The sequence below is a fragment of the Clostridium sp. 19966 genome (assembly GCF_032335695.1).
Classification (GTDB): Bacteria; Bacillota; Clostridia; order Clostridiales; family Clostridiaceae; genus JACTOJ01.
In genome coordinates this window covers 71,260-91,963 of record NZ_JACTOJ010000004.1, presented here as the reverse complement: position 1 = coordinate 91,963, position 20,704 = coordinate 71,260, and the positions used below count along the sequence as shown (strand labels likewise).

The 20,704-nt window shown below is 34.8% G+C and carries 13 protein-coding genes; 11 read left to right on the top strand and 2 right to left on the bottom strand.

Going from position 1 to position 20,704, the window contains the following annotated elements; translation table 11 throughout:
* Window positions 1-13 precede the first annotated feature (13 nt).
* Entirely contained in the window at window positions 14-1,894 is a 1,881-nt protein-coding gene (gene uvrC, locus IAI10_RS05485) for an excinuclease ABC subunit UvrC (RefSeq protein WP_315672280.1), read from the top strand.
* A 57-nt stretch (window positions 1,895-1,951) separates the two neighbouring features.
* Window positions 1,952-2,872, top strand: a complete 921-nt coding sequence (gene murB, locus IAI10_RS05480) for a UDP-N-acetylmuramate dehydrogenase (protein ID WP_315672279.1) — start codon at window positions 1,952-1,954, stop codon at window positions 2,870-2,872.
* A gap of 98 nt (window positions 2,873-2,970) precedes the next feature.
* Here murB and IAI10_RS05475 read toward each other — a convergent pair whose 3' ends face one another.
* Together IAI10_RS05475 and IAI10_RS05470 are read right to left on the bottom strand one after the other, a co-directional pair.
* A complete protein-coding gene (locus IAI10_RS05475) occupies window positions 2,971-4,746 on the bottom strand; it encodes an ABC transporter ATP-binding protein (protein WP_315672278.1) in 1,776 nt (591 codons plus the stop codon).
* Window positions 4,747-6,456, bottom strand: a complete 1,710-nt coding sequence (locus tag IAI10_RS05470; RefSeq protein WP_396334348.1) for an ABC transporter ATP-binding protein — start codon at window positions 6,454-6,456, stop codon at window positions 4,747-4,749.
* Window positions 6,457-6,768: 312 nt separating this feature from the next.
* Here IAI10_RS05470 and rapZ point away from each other — a divergent pair, with 312 nt between their 5' ends.
* The 9 genes from rapZ to rlmD all read left to right on the top strand — a co-directional run bounded on the left by rapZ (window position 6,769) and on the right by rlmD (window position 20,206).
* The gene (gene rapZ / locus IAI10_RS05465) at window positions 6,769-7,653 is read left to right on the top strand and encodes an RNase adapter RapZ (protein ID WP_315672276.1); all 885 of its coding nucleotides are present in this window, start codon (window positions 6,769-6,771) and stop codon (window positions 7,651-7,653) included.
* Window positions 7,650-8,987 carry a YvcK family protein gene (locus IAI10_RS05460; RefSeq protein WP_315672275.1) on the top strand — a complete coding sequence of 446 codons (1,338 nt, stop codon included), beginning with the start codon at window positions 7,650-7,652 and terminating at the stop codon, window positions 8,985-8,987. The genes rapZ and IAI10_RS05460 overlap by 4 nt, the downstream gene beginning before the upstream one ends.
* Window positions 8,988-8,997: 10 nt before the next feature.
* Complete coding sequence (gene whiA / locus IAI10_RS05455) at window positions 8,998-9,948, top strand: DNA-binding protein WhiA (RefSeq protein ID WP_315672274.1); 951 nt, start codon at window positions 8,998-9,000, stop codon at window positions 9,946-9,948.
* Between the two features lie 9 nt (window positions 9,949-9,957).
* The gene (locus IAI10_RS05450; protein ID WP_315672273.1) at window positions 9,958-11,262 is read left to right on the top strand and encodes a DRTGG domain-containing protein; all 1,305 of its coding nucleotides are present in this window, start codon (window positions 9,958-9,960) and stop codon (window positions 11,260-11,262) included.
* Between the two features lie 117 nt (window positions 11,263-11,379).
* A complete protein-coding gene (locus IAI10_RS05445; protein WP_315672272.1) occupies window positions 11,380-14,988 on the top strand; it encodes a DNA polymerase III subunit alpha in 3,609 nt (1,202 codons plus the stop codon).
* A gap of 520 nt (window positions 14,989-15,508) precedes the next feature.
* Window positions 15,509-16,468, top strand: coding sequence for a 6-phosphofructokinase (pfkA, locus tag IAI10_RS05440; protein WP_315672271.1), 960 nt, complete (start codon window positions 15,509-15,511; stop codon window positions 16,466-16,468).
* Between the two features lie 62 nt (window positions 16,469-16,530).
* Window positions 16,531-17,958 carry a pyruvate kinase gene (gene pyk / locus IAI10_RS05435; RefSeq protein WP_315672270.1) on the top strand — a complete coding sequence of 476 codons (1,428 nt, stop codon included), beginning with the start codon at window positions 16,531-16,533 and terminating at the stop codon, window positions 17,956-17,958.
* 433 nt (window positions 17,959-18,391) lie between these two features.
* Complete coding sequence (locus IAI10_RS05430) at window positions 18,392-18,751, top strand: DUF1540 domain-containing protein (protein ID WP_315672269.1); 360 nt, start codon at window positions 18,392-18,394, stop codon at window positions 18,749-18,751.
* Between the two features lie 84 nt (window positions 18,752-18,835).
* Window positions 18,836-20,206, top strand: a complete 1,371-nt coding sequence (gene rlmD / locus IAI10_RS05425; protein WP_315672268.1) for a 23S rRNA (uracil(1939)-C(5))-methyltransferase RlmD — start codon at window positions 18,836-18,838, stop codon at window positions 20,204-20,206.
* Window positions 20,207-20,704 lie beyond the last annotated feature (498 nt).

Below are 20,704 nucleotides of genomic sequence, written 5' to 3'. Positions count from 1 at the left end.
GGATGTGAGACTTATGTTTGACTTTGAGTATCAGCTTAAAATGCTGCCTGATAAGCCGGGCGTATATATAATGAAAAATTCACTAGGTGAAGTTATTTATGTAGGAAAGGCAAAAATACTTAAAAATCGAGTAAGACAATATTTTCAGAATTCTTCTAATCATACTTCCAAGGTTAAGGCCATGGTTAAGAATATAGCTGAATTTGAATATATAGTTACAGATTCTGAAAGAGAAGCTCTTATATTAGAATGTAACCTCATAAAGAAATACAGGCCTAGATATAATATTCTTTTAAAGGATGATAAACATTATCCTTTTATTAAAATTACTACTAATGAAGAGTTCCCAAGAGCTTTCGTTGTAAGAAATTATGTTAAGGACGGGAACAAGTATTTTGGACCCTATCCGGATGCTTCAGTGGTGTACGAGACTTTAGATATAGTAAAAAAGATTTTCCCCTTAAGAACCTGCAAAAGGAATATAACGGAAGCAGGAGAAAAAACAAGACCTTGTCTCAACTATCATATAGGGCTTTGCAAGGCACCCTGCGCTGGATATATAAATAGAGAAGAATACAGTGAAATTGTTCAAGATGTAATAGACCTTCTTTCAGGAAAAGACACTGATTTCGTAAGAAGGCTTAAGCAGCAAATGAACGAGGCTTCTGAAAATTTGGAGTTTGAAAGAGCTGCGGCTTTGAGAGATAAAATCAATGTGCTGATAAAAGTCCAGGAAAGACAGAAGATAATCATAGGAAACTTTGAAGATGAAGATTATATAGATATATATGGTGATGGAAAAGATACCTGCGCTCAAGTATTCTTCTTAAGGCAAGGAAAAATAGTTGGAAGAGAGCATTACATCCTTGAGAATACAGGAGATGAAGAAGAGAGCAGTATTATAGCTCAGGTCATAAAGCAATTTTATGGTGGAACACCTTTCATTCCAGCGCACATATTTGTACCTTCTGTGGAAGATGGAGAGCTTTTAGAGGAATGGCTCAGCACGAAAAAGGGAAGCAAGGTTTCTGTTAAGGTTCCTGTAAGAGGAGAAAAAAGGCAGCTTTTAGAGATGGTTAAAAAGAATGCCACTGCTATGCTGGAACAGTTTAAAATAAAGCTCATAAGGGATAAGCAGATAAATAGTGAAGCTATTGCAGGGCTCGGTGAGATTTTGGACTTGGAAGAGGCTCCTTTCAGAATAGAGTCCTATGATATATCAAATATACAGGGCTTTGATTCCGTAGGCAGCATGATAGTGTTTGAGGGGGGAAAACCTAAAAACAGTGATTATAGAAGGTTTAAAATAAAGACAGTTTTAGGTGCTAATGATTATGATAGCATGAGGGAAATATTAGAAAGAAGATTCGAACATGGATTAGAGGAAGTAAAAAAGATTCAGGAAAGAAATTTAGAGTTCAGCAAGGGTAAATTTTGCATTTTTCCTGATTTGATACTTATGGACGGTGGTAAAGGGCAAGTTAATGTAGCTTTAGAAGTGCTAAACAAATTTGGAATAGATATTCCTGTATGCGGTATGGTTAAGGATGACAATCATAATACTAGAGGACTAATATTTAACAATATAGAATTGCCTATAGAATCAAACTCTGGTGTGATGCAGCTTATAACTAGAATACAGGATGAGGTGCATAGATTTGCTATAACTTACCATAGAACTTTAAGAGATAAAAGGGTGCTTCATTCTGTGCTGGATGAGATACCTAATGTGGGTGAGAAGAGAAGAAAGGCTTTGTTGTCAAGCTTTGGCTCCATAGATAAGATAAAAAATGCAACTTTAGAAGAATTAGCAAAAGCGCCTTCCATGGATAAAAAATCTGCAGAAAGTGTGTTTAACTTTTTTCATCAGCACTTGAAGGATAAAAACAGTTAGGGTATACTATTAATGTTGTTATTTTAGGTTTAAATCAATTAAGATAGGGGAAAAAAGATGAATAGGTATAGTGGTCTTATTTCTGATTTCACTGCTATTGTGGGAGAAGAAAATATACTATTGAATGAGCCTATGAGCAGGCATATATCTTTTAAAGTGGGGGGACCAGCAGATATACTATTAACTCCTGAAAACAATGAGGCGGTTCAGCAGGTTATTAAGATTTGCAGCAGTAACAACATACCATATTTTATAATGGGAAATGGATCGAACCTTATAGTAAAGGATGGGGGATTTCGCGGAGTTGTAATTAAACTTGTGAAATTAGATAGTATTAAAGTTGAGGACAACAAGATTATATGCGGCAGCGGCGCACTTTTAAGTGATGTTTCAGATAAGGCGTTAAAAAGCAGTTTAACAGGCTTTGAATTTGCTTGCGGTATACCAGGATGCATTGGCGGTGCGGTTGCCATGAACGCCGGAGCTTACATTAGTGAAATTAAAAATGTATTAGAAAGTGCCTTAATTGTTGATAGACAAGGTGATATAAAAAGACTTTCTAATGAACAAATGGAGTTTGGCTATAGAAATAGCTATGTACTTAAGAATTCTTGTACTGTTCTAGAAGCGGTTTTTTCTTTTGAGCATGGGGAATACAGTAAGATAAAAGAATTGATAGATGATTTTCAAAACAGGCGCAGTAACAAGCAGCCTCTTGAATATCCTTCTGCAGGAAGTACTTTTAAAAGACCAGAAGGTTATTATACCGGGAAACTCATAGAAGATTGTAACTTAAAAGGTTACTGTGTAGGGGGCGCTCAGGTATCGGAGAAGCATTCAGGTTTTATTATTAATAAGAAAAATGCAACAGCAATGGATATATTAAGGCTCATAGAACATGTGCAGAAAATTGTTCATGAATGCTATGGAGTGGAATTGAAAACTGAAGTAAGAATAATAGGTGAAGATGCAGTATAGTGGATGCTGCATCTGCCTTATGTCACAAAAAATAGTAGATGAAATTTCATCTACTATTTTTTGTGACTAAATGTGATGGCAACTTGAGGTGCCCCTAATTAAGCTAAATACTTAAATTGAGATTGATATAAATTGTAATATTCGCCTTTTAATTCCATAAGCTCATCGTGGGAACCAGCTTCCACAATAGTACCTTTATCAATATACATGATTCTGGTTGAGTTCTTGATTGTAGATAGCCTGTGAGCTATTATAAAGGAAGTTCTATTCTTCAAAAGTTCTTGAAGACCCTGTTGAAGCAGAATTTCTGTATTTGTATCTATACTTGAGGTAGCTTCATCAAGTATTAATATAGCAGGATTAGCCAAAAGAGCTCTTGCAAAGGCTATCAATTGTCTCTGACCTGCTGAGAACATGGTACCTCTTTCATTAACTATGGTGTTATATCCATTATCAAGAGATTTTATGAAGTCATGAGCTCGGACTATTTTAGCCGCTGCAATAACTTCATCATCTGAAGCTGTAAGATTTCCATATCTTATATTGTCCATTACCGTACCTGAGAAAATAAAGGAATCCTGAAGCATAACACCCATTTGCTTTCTCAAGGAGTTTAGAGTAACCTTACTTATATCGGTTCCGTCAATCAAGACAGCTCCATCATCTATGTTATAGAACCTGCTGATAAGGTTTATTATAGTAGTTTTACCAGCTCCAGTAGGTCCAACCAATGCTATAGAGCTTCCAGCGGGAACCTTGAAAGATACATCCTTTAGTATTCTGTGACCTTCATCATAAGAAAAATTAACCTTCTTAAATTCTAGATCACCTTTTATCTCGGGCATTGTTGAAGCATTAGGTATATCCTTCACAGTCGGCTCCTCATCAAGAGTTTCAAATATTCTCTCTAAATAAGCCATACCATTAATTATGTCATTGTAGGTATTAGCTATATTTGAAATAGGAGTCCAGAATCTGCCTATATATCCTATGAAAGCAACAAGCACACCAACGGATATGCTGCCTCCAATCCATTTGATTCCTAGTATATAAATAGCTGCGGAAACCAAGGAAGATATATTATCAACAAAAGGTCCCATTAAAAATTGAATTTCTACGCATCTCATCCAAGATTTTCTATAGCTTTCATTCAAGTTATAAAAGATTTCAGAATTAGTTTTTTCTCTTGCAAAGCTTTGAGTTACCTTCATTCCACAGATAGATTCATGTATGTAGGCATTTAAATTGGAAGACTTGTTACTAAGTATTTGCCAGGCCTTTCTTTGAGCAGTTTTAATAAGAAAAGTGGCAAATATTAATACAGGAAGTCCTAGTAAAGTTATTATTGTAAGCCTAACATTTATAACCAGCATAAAGCCTATTATTACAAATAGAGAAAAAGTATCTGTAAAAAGGTTTATGATACCCGTAGATAGAAGGTCGCTAAGGCTGTTTACATAGTTAACCACCCTAACAAGAATCTTTCCATGAGGTCTGCTGTCGTAATAGGTAAAAGGTAATTTTTGAAGATGCTCAAATAAATCTTTTCTAAGATTAAAGATGACATTTTGACCAACATAATTCATCTTTTTTATCTTAATCTTCAAGCACACTAAATTAATAACTTGAGTTAATAGAAATATTACTGCAACAATAATTAATCCTTTAACATCTTTATTAGGTATTTGATTATCTAAAGCTATTTTAACCAAGTAAGGACCAGTTAGTCCAGCTACGGAGGATAAAAGCATTATAATCAGAGTGAAAATCATCTCTTTCTTATAAGGAACTAAATATTTAAAAACCCTTTTAAGATATTGGAAATTAAAACCACGTTCTAGTTCTTCATCCACATCATACTTATTTCTTGCCATTTATATCACCTCGCTCCCATATTGATTTTTAAATACCTCGTAGTAATAGCCTTTATTGGCAACCAACTCATCATGAGTTCCTTCTTCAACTATACGGCCATTATCCATAACTATAATTTTGTTGGCTTTCTTAACAGAAGATATTCTGTGAGCTATTATAAAGGTTGTTCTGTTATTTTTATATTTATTAAGCATAGTTTGTATTTCATGCTCAGTTTCCATATCTACGGCGGAAGTTGTATCATCCAAAATCAGAATTGAAGGATCCTTTATCAAGGCTCTGGCAAGAGAAATTCTCTGCTTCTGCCCACCGGAAAGACCAACTCCACGTTCACCTATGATGGTATCATATGCATCTTCCAGATCCTTTATAAAATCTGCAGCCTGAGCTTTTTCAGCGGAATCCTTTACAGTTTCAATAGAAGTTTCTGGAACTCCGTAAGCTATATTTCCTTCAATAGTATCTGAAAACAAGAATATGTCCTGCATTGCTGCACCGATATTTCTTCTAAGGCACTGAAGATTTATATTCTTTATGTTAGTTCCGCCTATATAAATACCTCCGCTGCTGCAATCATAGAATCTGCATAAAAGATTTATGATAGAAGTTTTACCAGAACCTGTGGCACCAACTATACCTATGGTTTCTCCAGCCTTTACCTTAAGATTTATATTCTCAAGAATTTTTTCACCATCATAACTGAAATTGACGTCCTTAAATTCTATATCACCAGTAAGCTTCTCCACATCTAAAGCATTAGGAGCATTCTTTATATCTGGGTTTACCAGAAGCAATTCAAGAATTTTCTCTGCAGAAGTGGTAAATCTTTGGCAGTCATTTATTAGCCAGCCGGACATTCTTAAGGGGTTATTAACAGAGAAAATAAGAGAGTTAAAAGTAACCAACTGCCCTACACTCATCATGTTTTTTATTACAAGAATTCCTCCAACTAAGATAGTAACAATGTTAAGCATACCTGATAGAAATTCCAAAGTAGGAAGATATTTTGACCATACAGCAGCAGACTCTAGATTTCTCTGCTTAAATTTTGCATTAGCCTTTTCAAACTTTTCCATCTCGAAGTCTTCTTTGGCAAAAGCTTTTACTACTCTATTACCGCTTATGTTTTCTTCTGCTACAGTATTAAGTCTTGAAAACTGAGCTCTGATTTTTTTGAAGGTAGGTTTTACTTCTACAGTCAATTTTCTAGCGAAATATGCAACAGGAATAGTGAACAAGAATACGGCAAAGGCAAATTTATAATTAATATAGAACATAATTCCAAGCCCGAATATAAAAATCAAGGAGTTTTCATATATCATGTATATTACCCAGGCTATGAAATGCCTCAAGGTATCCATATCGCCAGTAAGCTTGGTCATAATATCGCCGGTTCTATTTTTATCAAAATAGTCTACATCTAAAAATTGAAGTTTATTATACATCTCACTTCTTACTTTAAATATTGTTCTTTGAGATATGCTTTCAAAATCTATCTGGAAGCCATATCTTATTGCTGATCTTACCAGAGTAACAACTATCATAACAATTATATATGGAATGAGCTTTCCAGTTTGTCCCTTTACTATAACCTGATCTACAATTATTCCTGAGAGCCAAGGAACTACCATATTAAGTGCTGATGAAATAGTTACCAGAACTAGTCCGAGTATAAGCATCCATTTGTGCGGCTTCAAGTATTTCCACATGAATTTTTTTATCAAAGGATTCCCCTCCCTTTTATTAATTTATATGCTTTGCGTTACTAGACAATTATGAGTCAGCTGGATTGATAAGTAAATGTATTATTTTGAGTGATTTATAACCAATGATGTGCATATTGTTTATGAAAAGACATGGTCTATTTTGCTAGCCAAGATTTAATGAGATTGTATGTGATAAAGCATTTGTGTTATAATAAAAATAAATAGCTGTGTTAAAACAGAATGTATAACAGTGATATAATAGGTGCAGTAATATTAGTATTATTGAGTGCAGAATAAGGAATACGGGAGGGCATTATGAGATTTGTAATTGTAACTGGATTATCTGGAGCAGGTAAAACTCAAGCTATGAGAAGTTTAGAAGATATAGGATATTTCTGTGTTGATAATTTGCCGCCAACGCTCATACCTAAGTTTGGAGAAGTGTGTTATCAGACAGATGGAAAAATAGATAAGATAGCATTAGTGATGGATATAAGAGGGGGATTATTCTTTGATGCCCTGTTTGAAAGTCTCAAAGAATTGGAGAAACAAGAGTATCAGTATGAGATATTATATCTAGATGCTAATGATGAAGTACTGATAAAAAGATATAAGGAATCTAGAAGAAAGCATCCTTTAGCCCCAGATGGGAGAGTTTTGCAGGGGATATCCCTAGAGAGAAATAAACTAAGCGAGCTTAGAAACAGAGCTGATAATATAATAGATACCAGCAAGCTTTCTATTTGGGATTTAAGGCAGAAAATCACGGATATATATGGAGAGGAAGGGCAGTCAGAGGTTGAACTTATGATAACTGTGCTGTCTTTTGGATTTAAATATGGAATTCCGGTGGATTCAGATTTGGTTTTCGATGTTAGATTTGTTCCGAACCCATTCTATATTCCAGAACTCAAACCTTTTTCAGGTCTTGATAAGCCTGTTCAGGAATATGTACTTTCCAATGAAGTTACCAAAGCATTTGTTGGCAGGTTAGAAGATATGCTTAAGTTCTTAATTCCAAATTATATTAAGGAAGGAAAAAGACAGCTGATAATTTCTATAGGCTGTACAGGGGGAAGACATAGATCCGTGGCTATAGCCAATGAAATCTATGAAAAGCTTATAAAGCAGGGACATAAAGTCAACATAGAACATAGAGATATTAGTGAAGATGTAAATAGGGGTGTTAGAAAACTATGAAATTTAGGGATTGGCTAAGACCTGGTGTTAGACTTAAGAGGTGGATTTTTCTAGGAACTATGGGGGTGCTTTTTATAGTTTTTGGAATAATGGAGTATTCTAGGAATCCTACCTTTTACTTTTTGTATAAATTATTTTGGCTTTATTTAGTTTTCCTAGGTATATTCGTAATATATTTAGCGATTGGGCAAGGAATGAAGTCAATAATAGCATTAATAAACAAAGGATATATAAATATCCGATTAGATTCTAGAAACTTGGAAAGCTTAATATATGAAAAAAGACTTTTGGTAAAAGGACCTAAGATAGTTGTAATAGGCGGTGGTACAGGACTCTCCACCATGTTAAGAGGTCTTAAGTACTACACCTCTAATATAACAGCTATAGTTACTGTAGCAGATGATGGCGGAGGTTCAGGAGACCTTAGAGAAGATTTAGGAATATTGCCCCCAGGAGATATTAGAAACTGCATATTAGCACTTTCTGATACTGAACCGCTCATGGAAGAATTACTTCAGTATAGGTTCAAAGATGGAAGGCTTAAGAATCAAAGCTTTGGAAACTTATTCTTAGCTGCTATGGATGGAATATCTTCAAACTTTGAGGAAGCCGTACAAAAGGTTAGTTCCGTACTTGCGGTTACAGGAAAGGTTATGCCGGTTACTCTTGACAATGTGATACTTAAAGCAAAACTTAAAAATGGTAATGAGGTTTCTGGTGAATCTAATATTCCAGAAGAAGCAGTAGCACAAAATAGTCCTATTGAAAGACTATTTATAGAACCAGAAAATGCTAAGGCTTTGGAAGAGGCAATAAATGCAATAGAAGAGGCAGACGCCATAGTATTTGGGCCAGGAAGCTTATATACTAGCATAATTCCTAATCTATTGGTTAAGGATATATCCGCAGCAATAAAAAAATCTGATGCTTTTAAGATATATATATGCAATATTATGACTCAGCCTGGAGAAAGTGATAATTACGATGTGGCTGAGCATATAAACGCCATAAACAGGCATGTAAACGGTGAAATAGTAAACTGTGTTATAGCAAATGCAGGAAGGATAGATAAAAAGCTTTCTGAAATATATAAGAAGCAGGGTTCAAATCTGGTTAATATAGATAAGGAAAGATTAAGAAAACTTGGAGTCAACTTGGTAGAAGGAGACTTTGTGAAAGTTAATAAGGACCTTATAAGACATGATGCTGAAAAATTAGCATCTATATTAGTTGAAACCATAATGGAAAAGAAATTATTCTATGATAAGAGAAAGATAATAGAGTATTTCTATTTATCTGAGAGATTAAAGCAAAACAAAAATCAAGCTAATTAGGAGAATTAATATGTCATTTTCATCAAAAGTTAAAGAAGAAGTTTGCAGAAATATGGAAATGTCCTTAGAAGAGGCCACAGCAGTAATAGCAGGTATAATGAAGGTAAGCGGAACCTTATCTTTAGTGGGAAATAATAATATAAATTTCAGGATAACCACTGAAAATGCCACTATTGCAAGAATGATATTTAAGCTTTTAAAGAGCTATTTTAATATTCACAGCAGGCTGATGGTAAAAAGGAGCAATTCCCTTAAAAAAAATAATATATACATGGTTATGATAACTGAAGATATGCATGTTAAAGACTTTCTTAAAAAAGTAGGAATACTTAAGGATGAGAATGTGATAGCTTTTGACTATGGCATAAGGGAAAGCATAGTTTCAACGGAAGAAACTAAAAAGTATTATATAAGAGGTGCATTTTTGGGCGGCGGAAGCATAAGCAATCCAGAAAAGACCTATCATTTAGAATTCGTTACTCACGACTTTGATTATGCTAAGGCTCTTAGTGAAATGATAAATTCTTTTGGCTTGGCCTCAAAGGTAATACAGAGAAAGAGCAGCTTTATTATATATATAAAAGAAGGTGAGCAGATAGTAGATCTCCTTAACATAATAGGAGCCCACAGCTCACTTTTAGAAGTAGAGAATATAAGAATAATGAAAGAAATGAGAAACAATGTTAATAGGCTTGTAAACTGTGAAACAGCTAATCTTAGCAAGACTGTAAATGCAGCAGTCAGGCAGGTGGAAAGCATAAAGCTTATACAGAGTGAAATTGGTCTTGGAAGGCTGCCTAAAAATCTTAGAGAAATCGCAGAGCTTAGGCTGAATTATCCCGATGAATCCTTGAAGGAATTAGGAGAGATGCTTGATCCTCCAGTGGGAAAATCCGGAGTAAACCATAGGCTTAGAAGGATAGAAAAGATAGCGGATGAGCTTAGGAAGGAAGAAAGGTAGGGCACTTATATGTCAAAGCATGAAGAGATAATAAAACATATACTATCCTTAGAGGTGGGATATAAGATTTCTGTAAGAAGTATGGCGTCAGAGCTAGGAGTTAGTGAAGGTACAGCCTATAGAGCTATAAAGGATTGCGAAGCTTTAGGAATAGTATCAACCATTCCAAGGGTAGGAACTGTTAGAATTGAGAAGGTTGAAAAGAAGAGTATAGAGACGCTTACCTATGCAGAAGTAGTAAATATAGTAGATGGTACTATACTTGGAGGAAAAGAAGGAGTATACAAGACTTTAAATAAATTTGTCATAGGGGCAATGACTTTAGAAGCTATGGAAAAGTATATAAATCCTAATTGTATGCTTATAGTAGGTAACCGAGAAGAGGCACAGGAATTAGCTCTTAACAATGAATCCGCTGTGCTCATAAGCGGAGGCTTTACCTGCTCTGATAGAATAAGAAAATTAGCTAATGAAAAATGTCTTCCTATAATTTCTTCAAGCTATGATACCTTTACCATAGCTACAATGATCAATAAGGCTATATCAGAAAGCCTCATAAAAAAAGATATAATTTTAGTGGAAGATATTATGAAAAACAATCCAGTGACTCTATCAGTAAATGATACTGTAGCGGATTGGAAAGAAGTAATGGATAAAACCAAGCATGAAAGATATCCAGTAGTTGACAGCGAAAATAAAGTGGTAGGAATAATAACCCTTAAAGATCTGCCTATAGATTATTCTATAGAGGATCCTATTGGTAAGCTGATGAGCAAATCGGTCATCACGGTAAATGCAAAAACTACAGTGGCATATGCGGCTCACATAATGGGATGGGAATCTATAGAAATATGTCCAGTGGTAGAGGGCAAGAAATTGATAGGAATAATTACTCGGCATGATGTTATAAAAGCCCTGCAATATGCTTCGAGGCAGCCTCAGGTAAGCGATACCTTAGAGGATGTTATACTCAAGAATTTCGAGTATGAAATGCAAAATGGAGTGGTTCATTTTTATGGCAGAATAATTCCACAGATGCTGGATACTATCGGTACCGCATCCTGGAGTTCTCTTAACATGCTCTTGTCCACTATAGGCTTGGTGACTCTAAGACAAAAGAACAATATAAATATATCAGTGGACAGCATAAGTACTTATTTTATGAGACCTGTCCAAGTGGATAATGAGATTGACATATATGCTAAAATAATGGATACAGGAAGAAGTTTTTGCAAGGTGGAAATAGATATGGCTGATAAAAATGGAAGCCAGATTGGAAAGGCTTTATTATCTGCTAGGGTAATAAAAAAGTAATTTACCAATCATGAAAAGCACTGCACCTTTAATAAATAGGCTATGTTTTAAATCAGTGTAAAAATAAGCACTGATATAAAGCAAGGCCAATAAATATCATAAGAAAGGGGTGGTATGATGGATACAAAGGATTTTGTGCATCTTCATGTGCATACAGAATATAGCCTGCTAGATGGCTCAGGTAAGATAAAGCCCCTGATAGCTAAAGCAAAAGAGCTTGGAATGAGTTCCATAGCGATTACAGACCATGGTGTCATGTATGGCTGTGTTGATTTTTACAAAGCAGCTAAGGAAGCTGGAATAAAGCCTATAATAGGCTGCGAAATATATATTGTCCCTAAGGATATGCACTTAAAGCTACAGGATAAGGACAACCGTACTTACCACTTAGTTCTGCTGGTGAAAAACGAAACTGGCTATAACAATCTGATGAAGATAGTTTCTACAGCCTCCATAGAAGGGTTTTACTATAAGCCTAGAATAGACCATGAATTTTTGAAAAATAACAGTGAAGGACTTGTAGCCCTAAGCGCCTGCCTTGGAGGAGAAGTGCAGTCACATCTTCTCAATGAAGAATATGACAAAGCTAAGGAAGCTGCTCTTTTTTACAAGTCTGTATTTAAGGAAGATTTCTATTTAGAGCTGCAGGATCACAATGTAGAGGATCAGCTTAAGGTAAATGAGAAGCTCATAGAGCTTTCCAAGGAAATAGAAGCCCCCTTGGTGGCTACAAATGATGTTCACTATATAAACAGAGAAGATTACAAATCTCATGATATTCTTTTATGCATACAGACAGGGAAAACTGTAGATGAAGAGGACAGGATGAGATATCCTTCAGATCAGTTCTATTTAAAAGATGCTGAAGAAATGCATTATCTTTTTTCTTATATTCCAGAAGCTTTAGAGAATACAGTTAAAATAGCTGAAAAATGCAATTTTGACTATGAATTTCATAAATCTAAGCTGCCTAAATTCCCGCTGCCAGAGGGAGTAGAGCCCTACGAATATTTAGTGGAAAATTGCTTTAGAGGGCTCATAGGTTTATATGAGGTTTTCACCCCGCTAAGGCAAAAACAAATCAATATAGAGGAAATTATACAATTTAGCCAGGGTATAAAAGAGGCTAAAGATTTAGTTGATAGACTTCAATATGAGCTTGGAGTCATAAAGCAGATGGGCTATGTGGATTATTTTCTTATAGTTTGGGACTTTATAAGATTCTCAATGGAAAATAACATACCTACAGGACCAGGAAGAGGGTCTGCTGCGGGTTCCATAGTTGCCTATACCTTAGGAATCACAAAAATCGATCCTATAAAATACAGTTTGATATTTGAAAGATTCCTTAATCCAGAGCGTGTTTCCATGCCAGATATAGATTCTGATTTTTGTTATGAAGGAAGACAGAGGGTTATTGATTACGTTGTGGAAAAATACGGAGAAAACAATGTGTCTCAGATAATAACCTTCGGAACCATGGCCGCCAGAATGTGTATAAGAGATGTAGGAAGGGCTATGAATTATTCCTATTCTGAAACAGATAAGATAGCTAAGATGATTCCTACTATGCTGGGAATCACCATAGAAAAAGCCTTGGATATAAATCCTGATTTAAAAGCCGCATATGATGAAGATGAGAGAGTAAAGCAGCTTATAGATGTAAGCAAAGCTCTGGAAGGTCTTCCTAGGCACTCTTCTACTCATGCAGCAGGAGTAGTTATTGCCTCTCAGCCCTTAGTGGAGTATGTTCCGCTTCAGAGAAATGAAGAAATGATTGTAACTCAGTTCACCATGGGAACTTTAGAGGAGCTGGGACTTTTAAAAATGGACTTTCTAGGTCTTAGAACCCTTACTGTAATGAGAGATACCATAGATTTTATAAGAGAAAATCGTGGAATAGAAGTAAATCTTGACAAGCTTGGCTTTGAAGATAAAGAAGTATATAAAATGATAGGAGAAGGTAAGACCGTAGGAGTGTTCCAGCTGGAGTCTGCAGGAATGACCAACTTCATGAAGGAGCTTAAACCTGATTCCCTTGAGGATATAATAGCTGGAATAAGTCTTTACAGACCAGGCCCTATGGCAGAGATTCCTAAATATATAGAAAATAAAAGGTTTCCAGATAAAATAAAATATTTGACTCCAGAGCTGGAAGCTGTACTTGGTGTATCTAACGGAGTAATGATATATCAGGAGCAGGCTATGGAGATAGTTAGAGAGCTTGCTGGATATTCCATGGGAAGAAGTGATCTGGTAAGGCGTGCCATGTCTAAAAAGAAGCACAAGGTCATGGAAGAGGAAAGAAAGAATTTTATCCATGGAATCGTGGATAAAAATGGAAAGGTTGAAGTTCCAGGCTGCGTAAGAAATGGAATAAGCGAGGATATAGCAAACAAGATTTTTGATCAGATGATAGATTTTGCCTCCTACGCTTTTAATAAGTCTCATGCAGCTGCTTATGCGGTAATAGCATATCAAACCGCTTATCTTGCCAAATATTATCCTGCAGAATACATAGCAGCAATGTTAAATAGTGTTATGGGTATAAGTGAGAAGGTGTCCTATTATATAAGATTTGCAGAAAGCCTTGGAATTCAAGTGCTTCCTCCAGATATAAATGAAAGTCATGCAAAATTTACAGTAAAGAATGAAACTATCATAAGGTTTGGCTTGGCTGCTATAAAAAATACTGGAGTAGCTGTAATAAACAGCATAGTGAAATGCAGAGAAGAAAAGGGAAAGTTTACCTCCTTATATGATTTCTGCGATAAAATTGAACTTTCCACAGTTAGCAAAAGGGTGCTGGAAAGCCTCATAAAGGCTGGGGCTCTTGATGGATTTAAGGTGTTCAGATCGCAGCTATTGGCTGTTTATGAGAGAATACTTGATGGAATGACTAATGAGAAAAAGAGAAATATAGATGGGCAGTTAAGTATGTTTGGAAGCTTTGATTCCACTGCTTCTGGAAATAAACTATTTGAAGCTGATATAAAATATCCTGATATAAAGGAATTTGAAAAGAAGCATATGCTGGCAATGGAAAAAGAGATGACTGGGCTTTATATATCAGGTCATCCACTGGAGGAGTATGAGCAGGCCCTTAAACTTCAGACCAGCGCTAAAACCATAGATATATTAGAAGCTGCCAAAATAAGCACTACCCTAGAAGATGAGGATAATAATTTTATTTTGGAAGAACCCTCAAGAAGAGATGAAAAAGACATAGGTGATGGCAGCAGAGTCATATTAGGAGGAATAATAAGTGCCGTAAGCAGAAAGTTTACTAGAAACAATGACAGAATGGCATTTATAACCCTTGAAGATCTGTATGGAAGCATAGAGGTCATAGTGTTCCCTAAGACTATGGAAAGAGTATCTATGTTTATTGAGGAAGACGGCATGGTGCTCATAAATGGAAGAGTCAGCATAAAGGAAGATGAAGCTCCAAGAATAATTTGTGAAGGCATAAGGCCTCTTGAAAATTTGAAAATATCAAATTTATATATTGCTATCGAAGATGAAAAAACCTTGAGAAACATATATGGGGAGATAAAAAAATTATTGCTTAAATTTAAAGGTACTACACCCGTATTTTTGTGCACTAAAAGGGAAAGACTAAAAAATAGGATGAACAGAGAATATTGGGTGAATATTGACACGGATGTTTTGGAAATACTAAAGAGGGAATTCGGAGAGCAAAACATAAAATTAATTGATAATTAATATATAAATATCTGTATAAATGACCTGTTATGTGAAGCTATTATAATGCAGGAATTTATACAGAATTAAAAAAATGTGAAATATAAAAATTATTTTTTTAGAAACATCTATAAAAAAGTGCAGGAAAGAGCATTAAATATATTAATAAATTTATATTAGTGTTTTAGGGAGCATAAAGTCTAAAAAAATGTAAAAATTTTTTTAGACAATAAACCCTAAAAAAATGTTAAAAATACTGATACTTAAACATTTTCAATGAAAAATTCAGACATATAAATGCAATTTTTCTTGCATTAAAAATTGAGAGTTGTGAAAAACATAAAAAATAATAGATATTGTATCGATATTTATATTTTTGTATAAAAGCACAACAATACTATTGTTGCATATTTAATATTTTTATAGTAACATTATTTTGAAAGAAAAATTAATAGCAATTGAACTAATATGTATTACTAAAGTTACAATTTTGACCATGGTGGGACAACTTATGGCCCATGGGGTAACAGGAGGAATAATAATGAGAAAGATTGCAGTATTAACTAGTGGTGGAGACGCACCAGGAATGAACGCTGCCATTAGAGCAGTGGTTAGAATGGGGCTTGATAAAGGCTTAAATGTTATGGGTGTTCAAAGAGGATATAACGGCCTTATAAATGGAGAAATCTTTGAAATGACTCGTAGCTCAGTTTCTGACATAATTCAAAAGGGCGGAACAGTACTTAGAACCGCTAGATGTGAAGAATTTAAAAAAGAAGAAGTTAGAATGAAGGCTGCAGAAGTGCTTAGAGTTTTTGGAATCGATGGCTTAGTAGTAATAGGCGGAGACGGTTCTTTCACTGGTGCAAAACTTCTTTCAAAACTTGGGGTAAATACTATAGGACTACCAGGAACAATTGACAATGATCTTGCATACACAGATTACACAATAGGTTTCGATACTGCTTTAAATACTGTTCTAGATGCTATAAATAAATTAAGAGATACATCTGCTTCTCATGAAAGAGTAAGCATTGTTGAGGTAATGGGAAGAAATTGCGGAGACATAGCTTTATTCTCAGGAATCGCGGGTGGTGCAGAAACAATAATAGTTCCTGAAAAAGGCATGAATGTAGATGATATATGCAGAAGTGTATTAGAAGGAAAGAGAAATGGAAAGATGCATAATCTCATAATTCTTGCTGAAGGAGTAGGCGGATCTGAAAAGCTTGCAAAAGAAGTTGAGAAGGTTACTGGAGTTGAAACAAGAGCTACAAAGCTTGGACATATCCAAAGAGGAGGAAGCCCTTCCGCTTTCGATAGAATTTTAGCTTCAAGACTTGGAGCGAGAGCTGTAGAACTTCTTATTGAAGGAAAATCTTCAAGAGTTGTAGGAATGAGAGGCGGCAAAATTGTTGATGACGATATAGATGAAGCATTGGCAATGCCTAGAAAATTTGATGATAATCTTTATGAGATAGCCAATGCACTGTCATATTAAAAACCATATTGCTAACAAAAAAATTTACATAAATGATATTTTATAATAAGGAGAGCAAATTTATGAAAAAAACAAAGATTATTTGTACTATAGGACCATCCAGTGAGGATAGAGAAACATTATCTAAAATTATTGAAAGTGGAATGAATGCTTCCAGACATAACTTTTCTCATGGAGATCATGAAGAACATGGCGGAAGAATAAAGCTAGTTAAGGAATTAAGAGCAAAATACAATAAGAACATAGCTATAATTCTTGATACTAAGGGACCAGAAATAAGAACTGGAAACTTTGCAGCAGGAAAGGTTGAACTTAAGGAAGGAACTTCTTTCACTATTTACTGCGGAGAAGAAGTATCAGGAGATGAAACTAAGTGTTCAATTTCTTATACAGATTTATATAAGGATGTTAAAGCAGGAAATCAAATCCTTATAGACGATGGTCTTGTAGGACTTGAAGTTAAAGCTATTAAAGGAACTAACATTGAGTGTGTTGTTACAAACTCTGGTTTAGTAGGAAGCCACAAGGGAGTAAATGTTCCTGGAGTTTCAATTCAGTTGCCAGCTATAACTGAAAAAGATATATCAGACCTTATCTTCGGTGTTGAAATGGGAGTTGATGCTATAGCAGCATCTTTCATAAGAAAAGAAGCTGACGTTCTTGCTATAAGAAAAGTTCTTGATGATAATGGCGGACAGAATGTAAAGATCATATCTAAGATAGAAAATCAAGAAGGTGTTGATAACGTAGATTCAATACTTGCAGTTTCTGACTCTATAATGGTAGCTAGAGGAGACATGGGTGTTGAAATCCCAATGGAACAAGTTCCACTAGTTCAGAAGATGATAATAGAAAAATGTAACGCAGTTGGTAAGCCAGTTGTTACTGCAACTCAAATGCTTGACTCAATGATGAGAAATCCAAGACCAACAAGAGCAGAAGTTTCAGACGTTGCTAATGCAATATTTGATGGTACTGACTGTATCATGCTTAGCGGAGAAACTGCTAACGGAAAATATCCAGTAGAAGCTGTATCAGCTATGGCTAAGATTGCTGAATCTGCTGAATCAAAGCTTAACTATGAAGAAAACCTTAAGAAGAAGAGAAAATCTCATGTTGCAAATGTTCAGAATGCTATAAGCCTTGCAACTTGCAATACTGCAGCTGAATTAAATGCATCAGCTATAATAACTGCAACTCAGAGCGGACAGAGTGCTAAGAACATATCAAAATACAGACCAGAATGTCCAGTAATTGCAATCACTCCAAGTGAAGATGTAGCAAGAAAGCTTGCTTTCCATTGGGGAGTATATCCAATAGTATCTGAAAATGTTGCAACAACTGATGAATTAATAGAAAAATCAGTTAAGCTTGCTACTGAAGCTGGTTATGTTAAAGAAGGAGATCTAGTAGTTGTTTCTGCTGGAAAGCAAGTTAACAATATTGGAGCTACTAACATGATGAAGGTTCACGTTGTAGGAGAAAAATAATATAACCTTTGTTACGAACTAAAAATCAATGATATAAATTAGTAAAACTGCTGATTAATGGATAATTGTACAATTACATTTTAAAAATTTGTGAATTATGCAATTTATTCATATCTATTTCAGCAGTTTTTTGTTTTTTTTATTGTTAATAGAATTTTATTCAAGTATAATAAGAATAGTATTTTTGCTAATAATTTATTAGAATATTACAATATTGCTGTATATTCTAATAAATAATGGTAAGAATAATAACAAGAAAATAATGGCAACTGTTTCTATTTTTGCACCTTTAAGGTGCACTTTTTTTGCCTTTTTTAACAGGCTAGGTTTTAAAACATATACAACCATAATTAAGCAAATATATGCATAAAAATGCTGAAGATTGGCACAATATAGGCATAGAATTAAAATATATTGTCTTGGAGATGATGATATGAACGGTGTTTTATCTTGTAATGCGGCTAATTGCATTCACAATATGAATGGATTCTGTTCTGCCAAGAATATAGCTGTGAAAGGCTTCAGCGCTCAAAATTCAGCAGATACATTATGCAGTACTTTTGCAGAAAAAACATTTAAGAACGCTTTTTCAACTTTTACCAATACTAATTTATCTGGCGAAATGAAGCAGTTGTTTAGCATGGAAAATATAAATATGTATCCTAGCGTTCAATGCAATGCTACTAGGTGCATACATAATAGAGATATGTTGTGTGAAGCTAGAAGCTTAACAATAGCTGGTTCCCGTGCGACTAATTCAGAAGGTACCTATTGCAGCACCTTCAGGGGCTAATATATTTTAGGTTGAAGTGAAAATACAACCTGTGTTAATATGATTAATATAATAATTTTTGTAAAGATTTAATGAGGTAGTCTTATGATAAATTTTAAAAAAAATGATGAAATTACTGTGGATATAGTAGCTCAAGGATATGAGGGAGAAGGAGTTGCAAAACCAGAAGGTTTTCCTTTATTTATACCTGGAGCCTTAGAAGGGGAGAAAGTAAAGATAAAAATAATCAAGCTCTCAAAAAGCCATGGTTTTGGAAAGCTTATAGATATAATTGAGCCAAGCAGTTCCAGAAGAGAACCTACTTGTCCTATATATAAAAGATGCGGAGGCTGTCAGCTTCAGCATATGTCCTATGAAGCTCAGCTTAATTTTAAAAAGGAAAGAGTGAAAGAGTGCATAGAGCGCATAGGCGGAATTAAAGATGCAGTGATACACCATACTCTAGGAATGGAGAAGCCTTACAGATATAGAAATAAGGTAGCTCTTCCTGTTGGAGCTGGAGCAGACAATAATTTGATTGGCTTCTATGCAGCCCGCTCTCATGAAATCATAAATGTAGAAAGCTGCGGCATACAGCATGAAGAAGCGGATTCTGTAATTAAACTTATAAGAAATTGGATGAAAGAATTTGCTGTCACTGGCTATGATGAAAAGATTCATTCCGGAATTTTAAGGCATGTGATGGTAAGAAAAGGCTTTACCACTGGAGAAGTTATGGTGGTTTTAGTAACCAACGGTAAAAAACTTCCTCACAAAGAAAGCTTGGTGGAAAAGCTTAAGGAAAACATAGCAGGAATAAAGAGCATAATTCAGAACATAAATACTAAAAATAGCAATGTGATAATGGGTCTTGAGAATATAGTTCTCTGGGGAACTGAGAATATAACTGATTATATAGGTGAGTTTAAATTCAGCATATCACCCTTGTCCTTTTTTCAGGTTAATCCCCTTCAAACTAAGGTGCTTTATGATAAAGCACTTGAATATGCGGCTCTTACCGGGAATGAAGTGGTTTTTGATGCTTACTGCGGAGCTGGAACCATCTCTCTTTTCCTGACACAGAAGGCTAAGAAAGTATACGGAGTAGAGATAATACCTGAAGCCATAGAAAATGCTAAGGAAAATGCTAAAATGAACTTGGTGGATAATGCAGAATTCTTAGTAGGACAAGCAGAAGTAGTGATTCCAGATTTGATAAATAAAGGTATAAAAGCAGAGGTAGTGGTGATAGATCCCCCAAGAAAAGGCTGTGAAGAAAGCCTGCTTCAGGCTATTGCGAAAATGGCACCAGATAGGATAGTTTATGTTTCCTGCAATCCGGCCACTTTAGCCAGGGATTTAGCTATATTGGAACTCCTTGGCTATAAGACAGTGGAAGTGCAGCCGGTAGACATGTTTCCGCAGACGACACATGTGGAGTGCGTAGTAGGAATACGTCGCAAGGATTTGTTATAATTATTGAATTTACTCACTTTGCAAGCTTTTATAACTTCAACACAAATGGTGATGATTTTAGAAATAAAGAGGTTATTCAGGGTGTTAAGGTTAGAGTGGGGATTTAATAGGGCGAGAGGGGATATGTTAGTGTTAATTTAATATGAGATGGAAAAAGACTATGAAGGTGCCGATTTAGATTTGGAACTTTATAGTCTTATTTCAATTTCTACATTTATTATAATAAATAGTTTCAATAAAGAATTGATACAAAGTTTTTGAGAAAATTGTAAAAACTATTTAAAGTTTTACAAAGAAAAATATGATCATAATTTTGTGATATTACCTGCCGATAATTGACATAATGTATCATGATCTACAAAAACTTTAGCATATATAGTTGAAATACATGGAATTTCTGATTTTAGATAATAAACATTACTTTGAAATGAAAAATTTAATGAATTGAATGCTTATTTTGGAATTTTGATAAAGTTTATGTAAAAATAATAATATATA

Excerpts from the sequence above, each read along its gene's own strand:
- IAI10_RS05470 (WP_396334348.1), bottom strand. The coding sequence starts at position 6,456 with ATGTGGAAATACTTGAAGCCGCACAAATGGATGCTTATACTCGGACTA.
- pfkA (WP_315672271.1), top strand. The coding sequence starts at position 15,509 with ATGAGAAAGATTGCAGTATTAACTAGTGGTGGAGACGCACCAGGAATG.
- IAI10_RS05475 (WP_315672278.1), bottom strand. The coding sequence starts at position 4,746 with ATGGCAAGAAATAAGTATGATGTGGATGAAGAACTAGAACGTGGTTTT.
- pyk (WP_315672270.1), top strand. The coding sequence starts at position 16,531 with ATGAAAAAAACAAAGATTATTTGTACTATAGGACCATCCAGTGAGGAT.
- whiA (WP_315672274.1), top strand. The coding sequence starts at position 8,998 with ATGTCATTTTCATCAAAAGTTAAAGAAGAAGTTTGCAGAAATATGGAA.
- rapZ (WP_315672276.1), top strand. The coding sequence starts at position 6,769 with ATGAGATTTGTAATTGTAACTGGATTATCTGGAGCAGGTAAAACTCAA.
- murB (WP_315672279.1), top strand. The coding sequence starts at position 1,952 with ATGAATAGGTATAGTGGTCTTATTTCTGATTTCACTGCTATTGTGGGA.
- uvrC (WP_315672280.1), top strand. The coding sequence starts at position 14 with ATGTTTGACTTTGAGTATCAGCTTAAAATGCTGCCTGATAAGCCGGGC.
- IAI10_RS05430 (WP_315672269.1), top strand. The coding sequence starts at position 18,392 with ATGAACGGTGTTTTATCTTGTAATGCGGCTAATTGCATTCACAATATG.
- IAI10_RS05445 (WP_315672272.1), top strand. The coding sequence starts at position 11,380 with ATGGATACAAAGGATTTTGTGCATCTTCATGTGCATACAGAATATAGC.
- rlmD (WP_315672268.1), top strand. The coding sequence starts at position 18,836 with ATGATAAATTTTAAAAAAAATGATGAAATTACTGTGGATATAGTAGCT.
- IAI10_RS05460 (WP_315672275.1), top strand. The coding sequence starts at position 7,650 with ATGAAATTTAGGGATTGGCTAAGACCTGGTGTTAGACTTAAGAGGTGG.
- IAI10_RS05450 (WP_315672273.1), top strand. The coding sequence starts at position 9,958 with ATGTCAAAGCATGAAGAGATAATAAAACATATACTATCCTTAGAGGTG.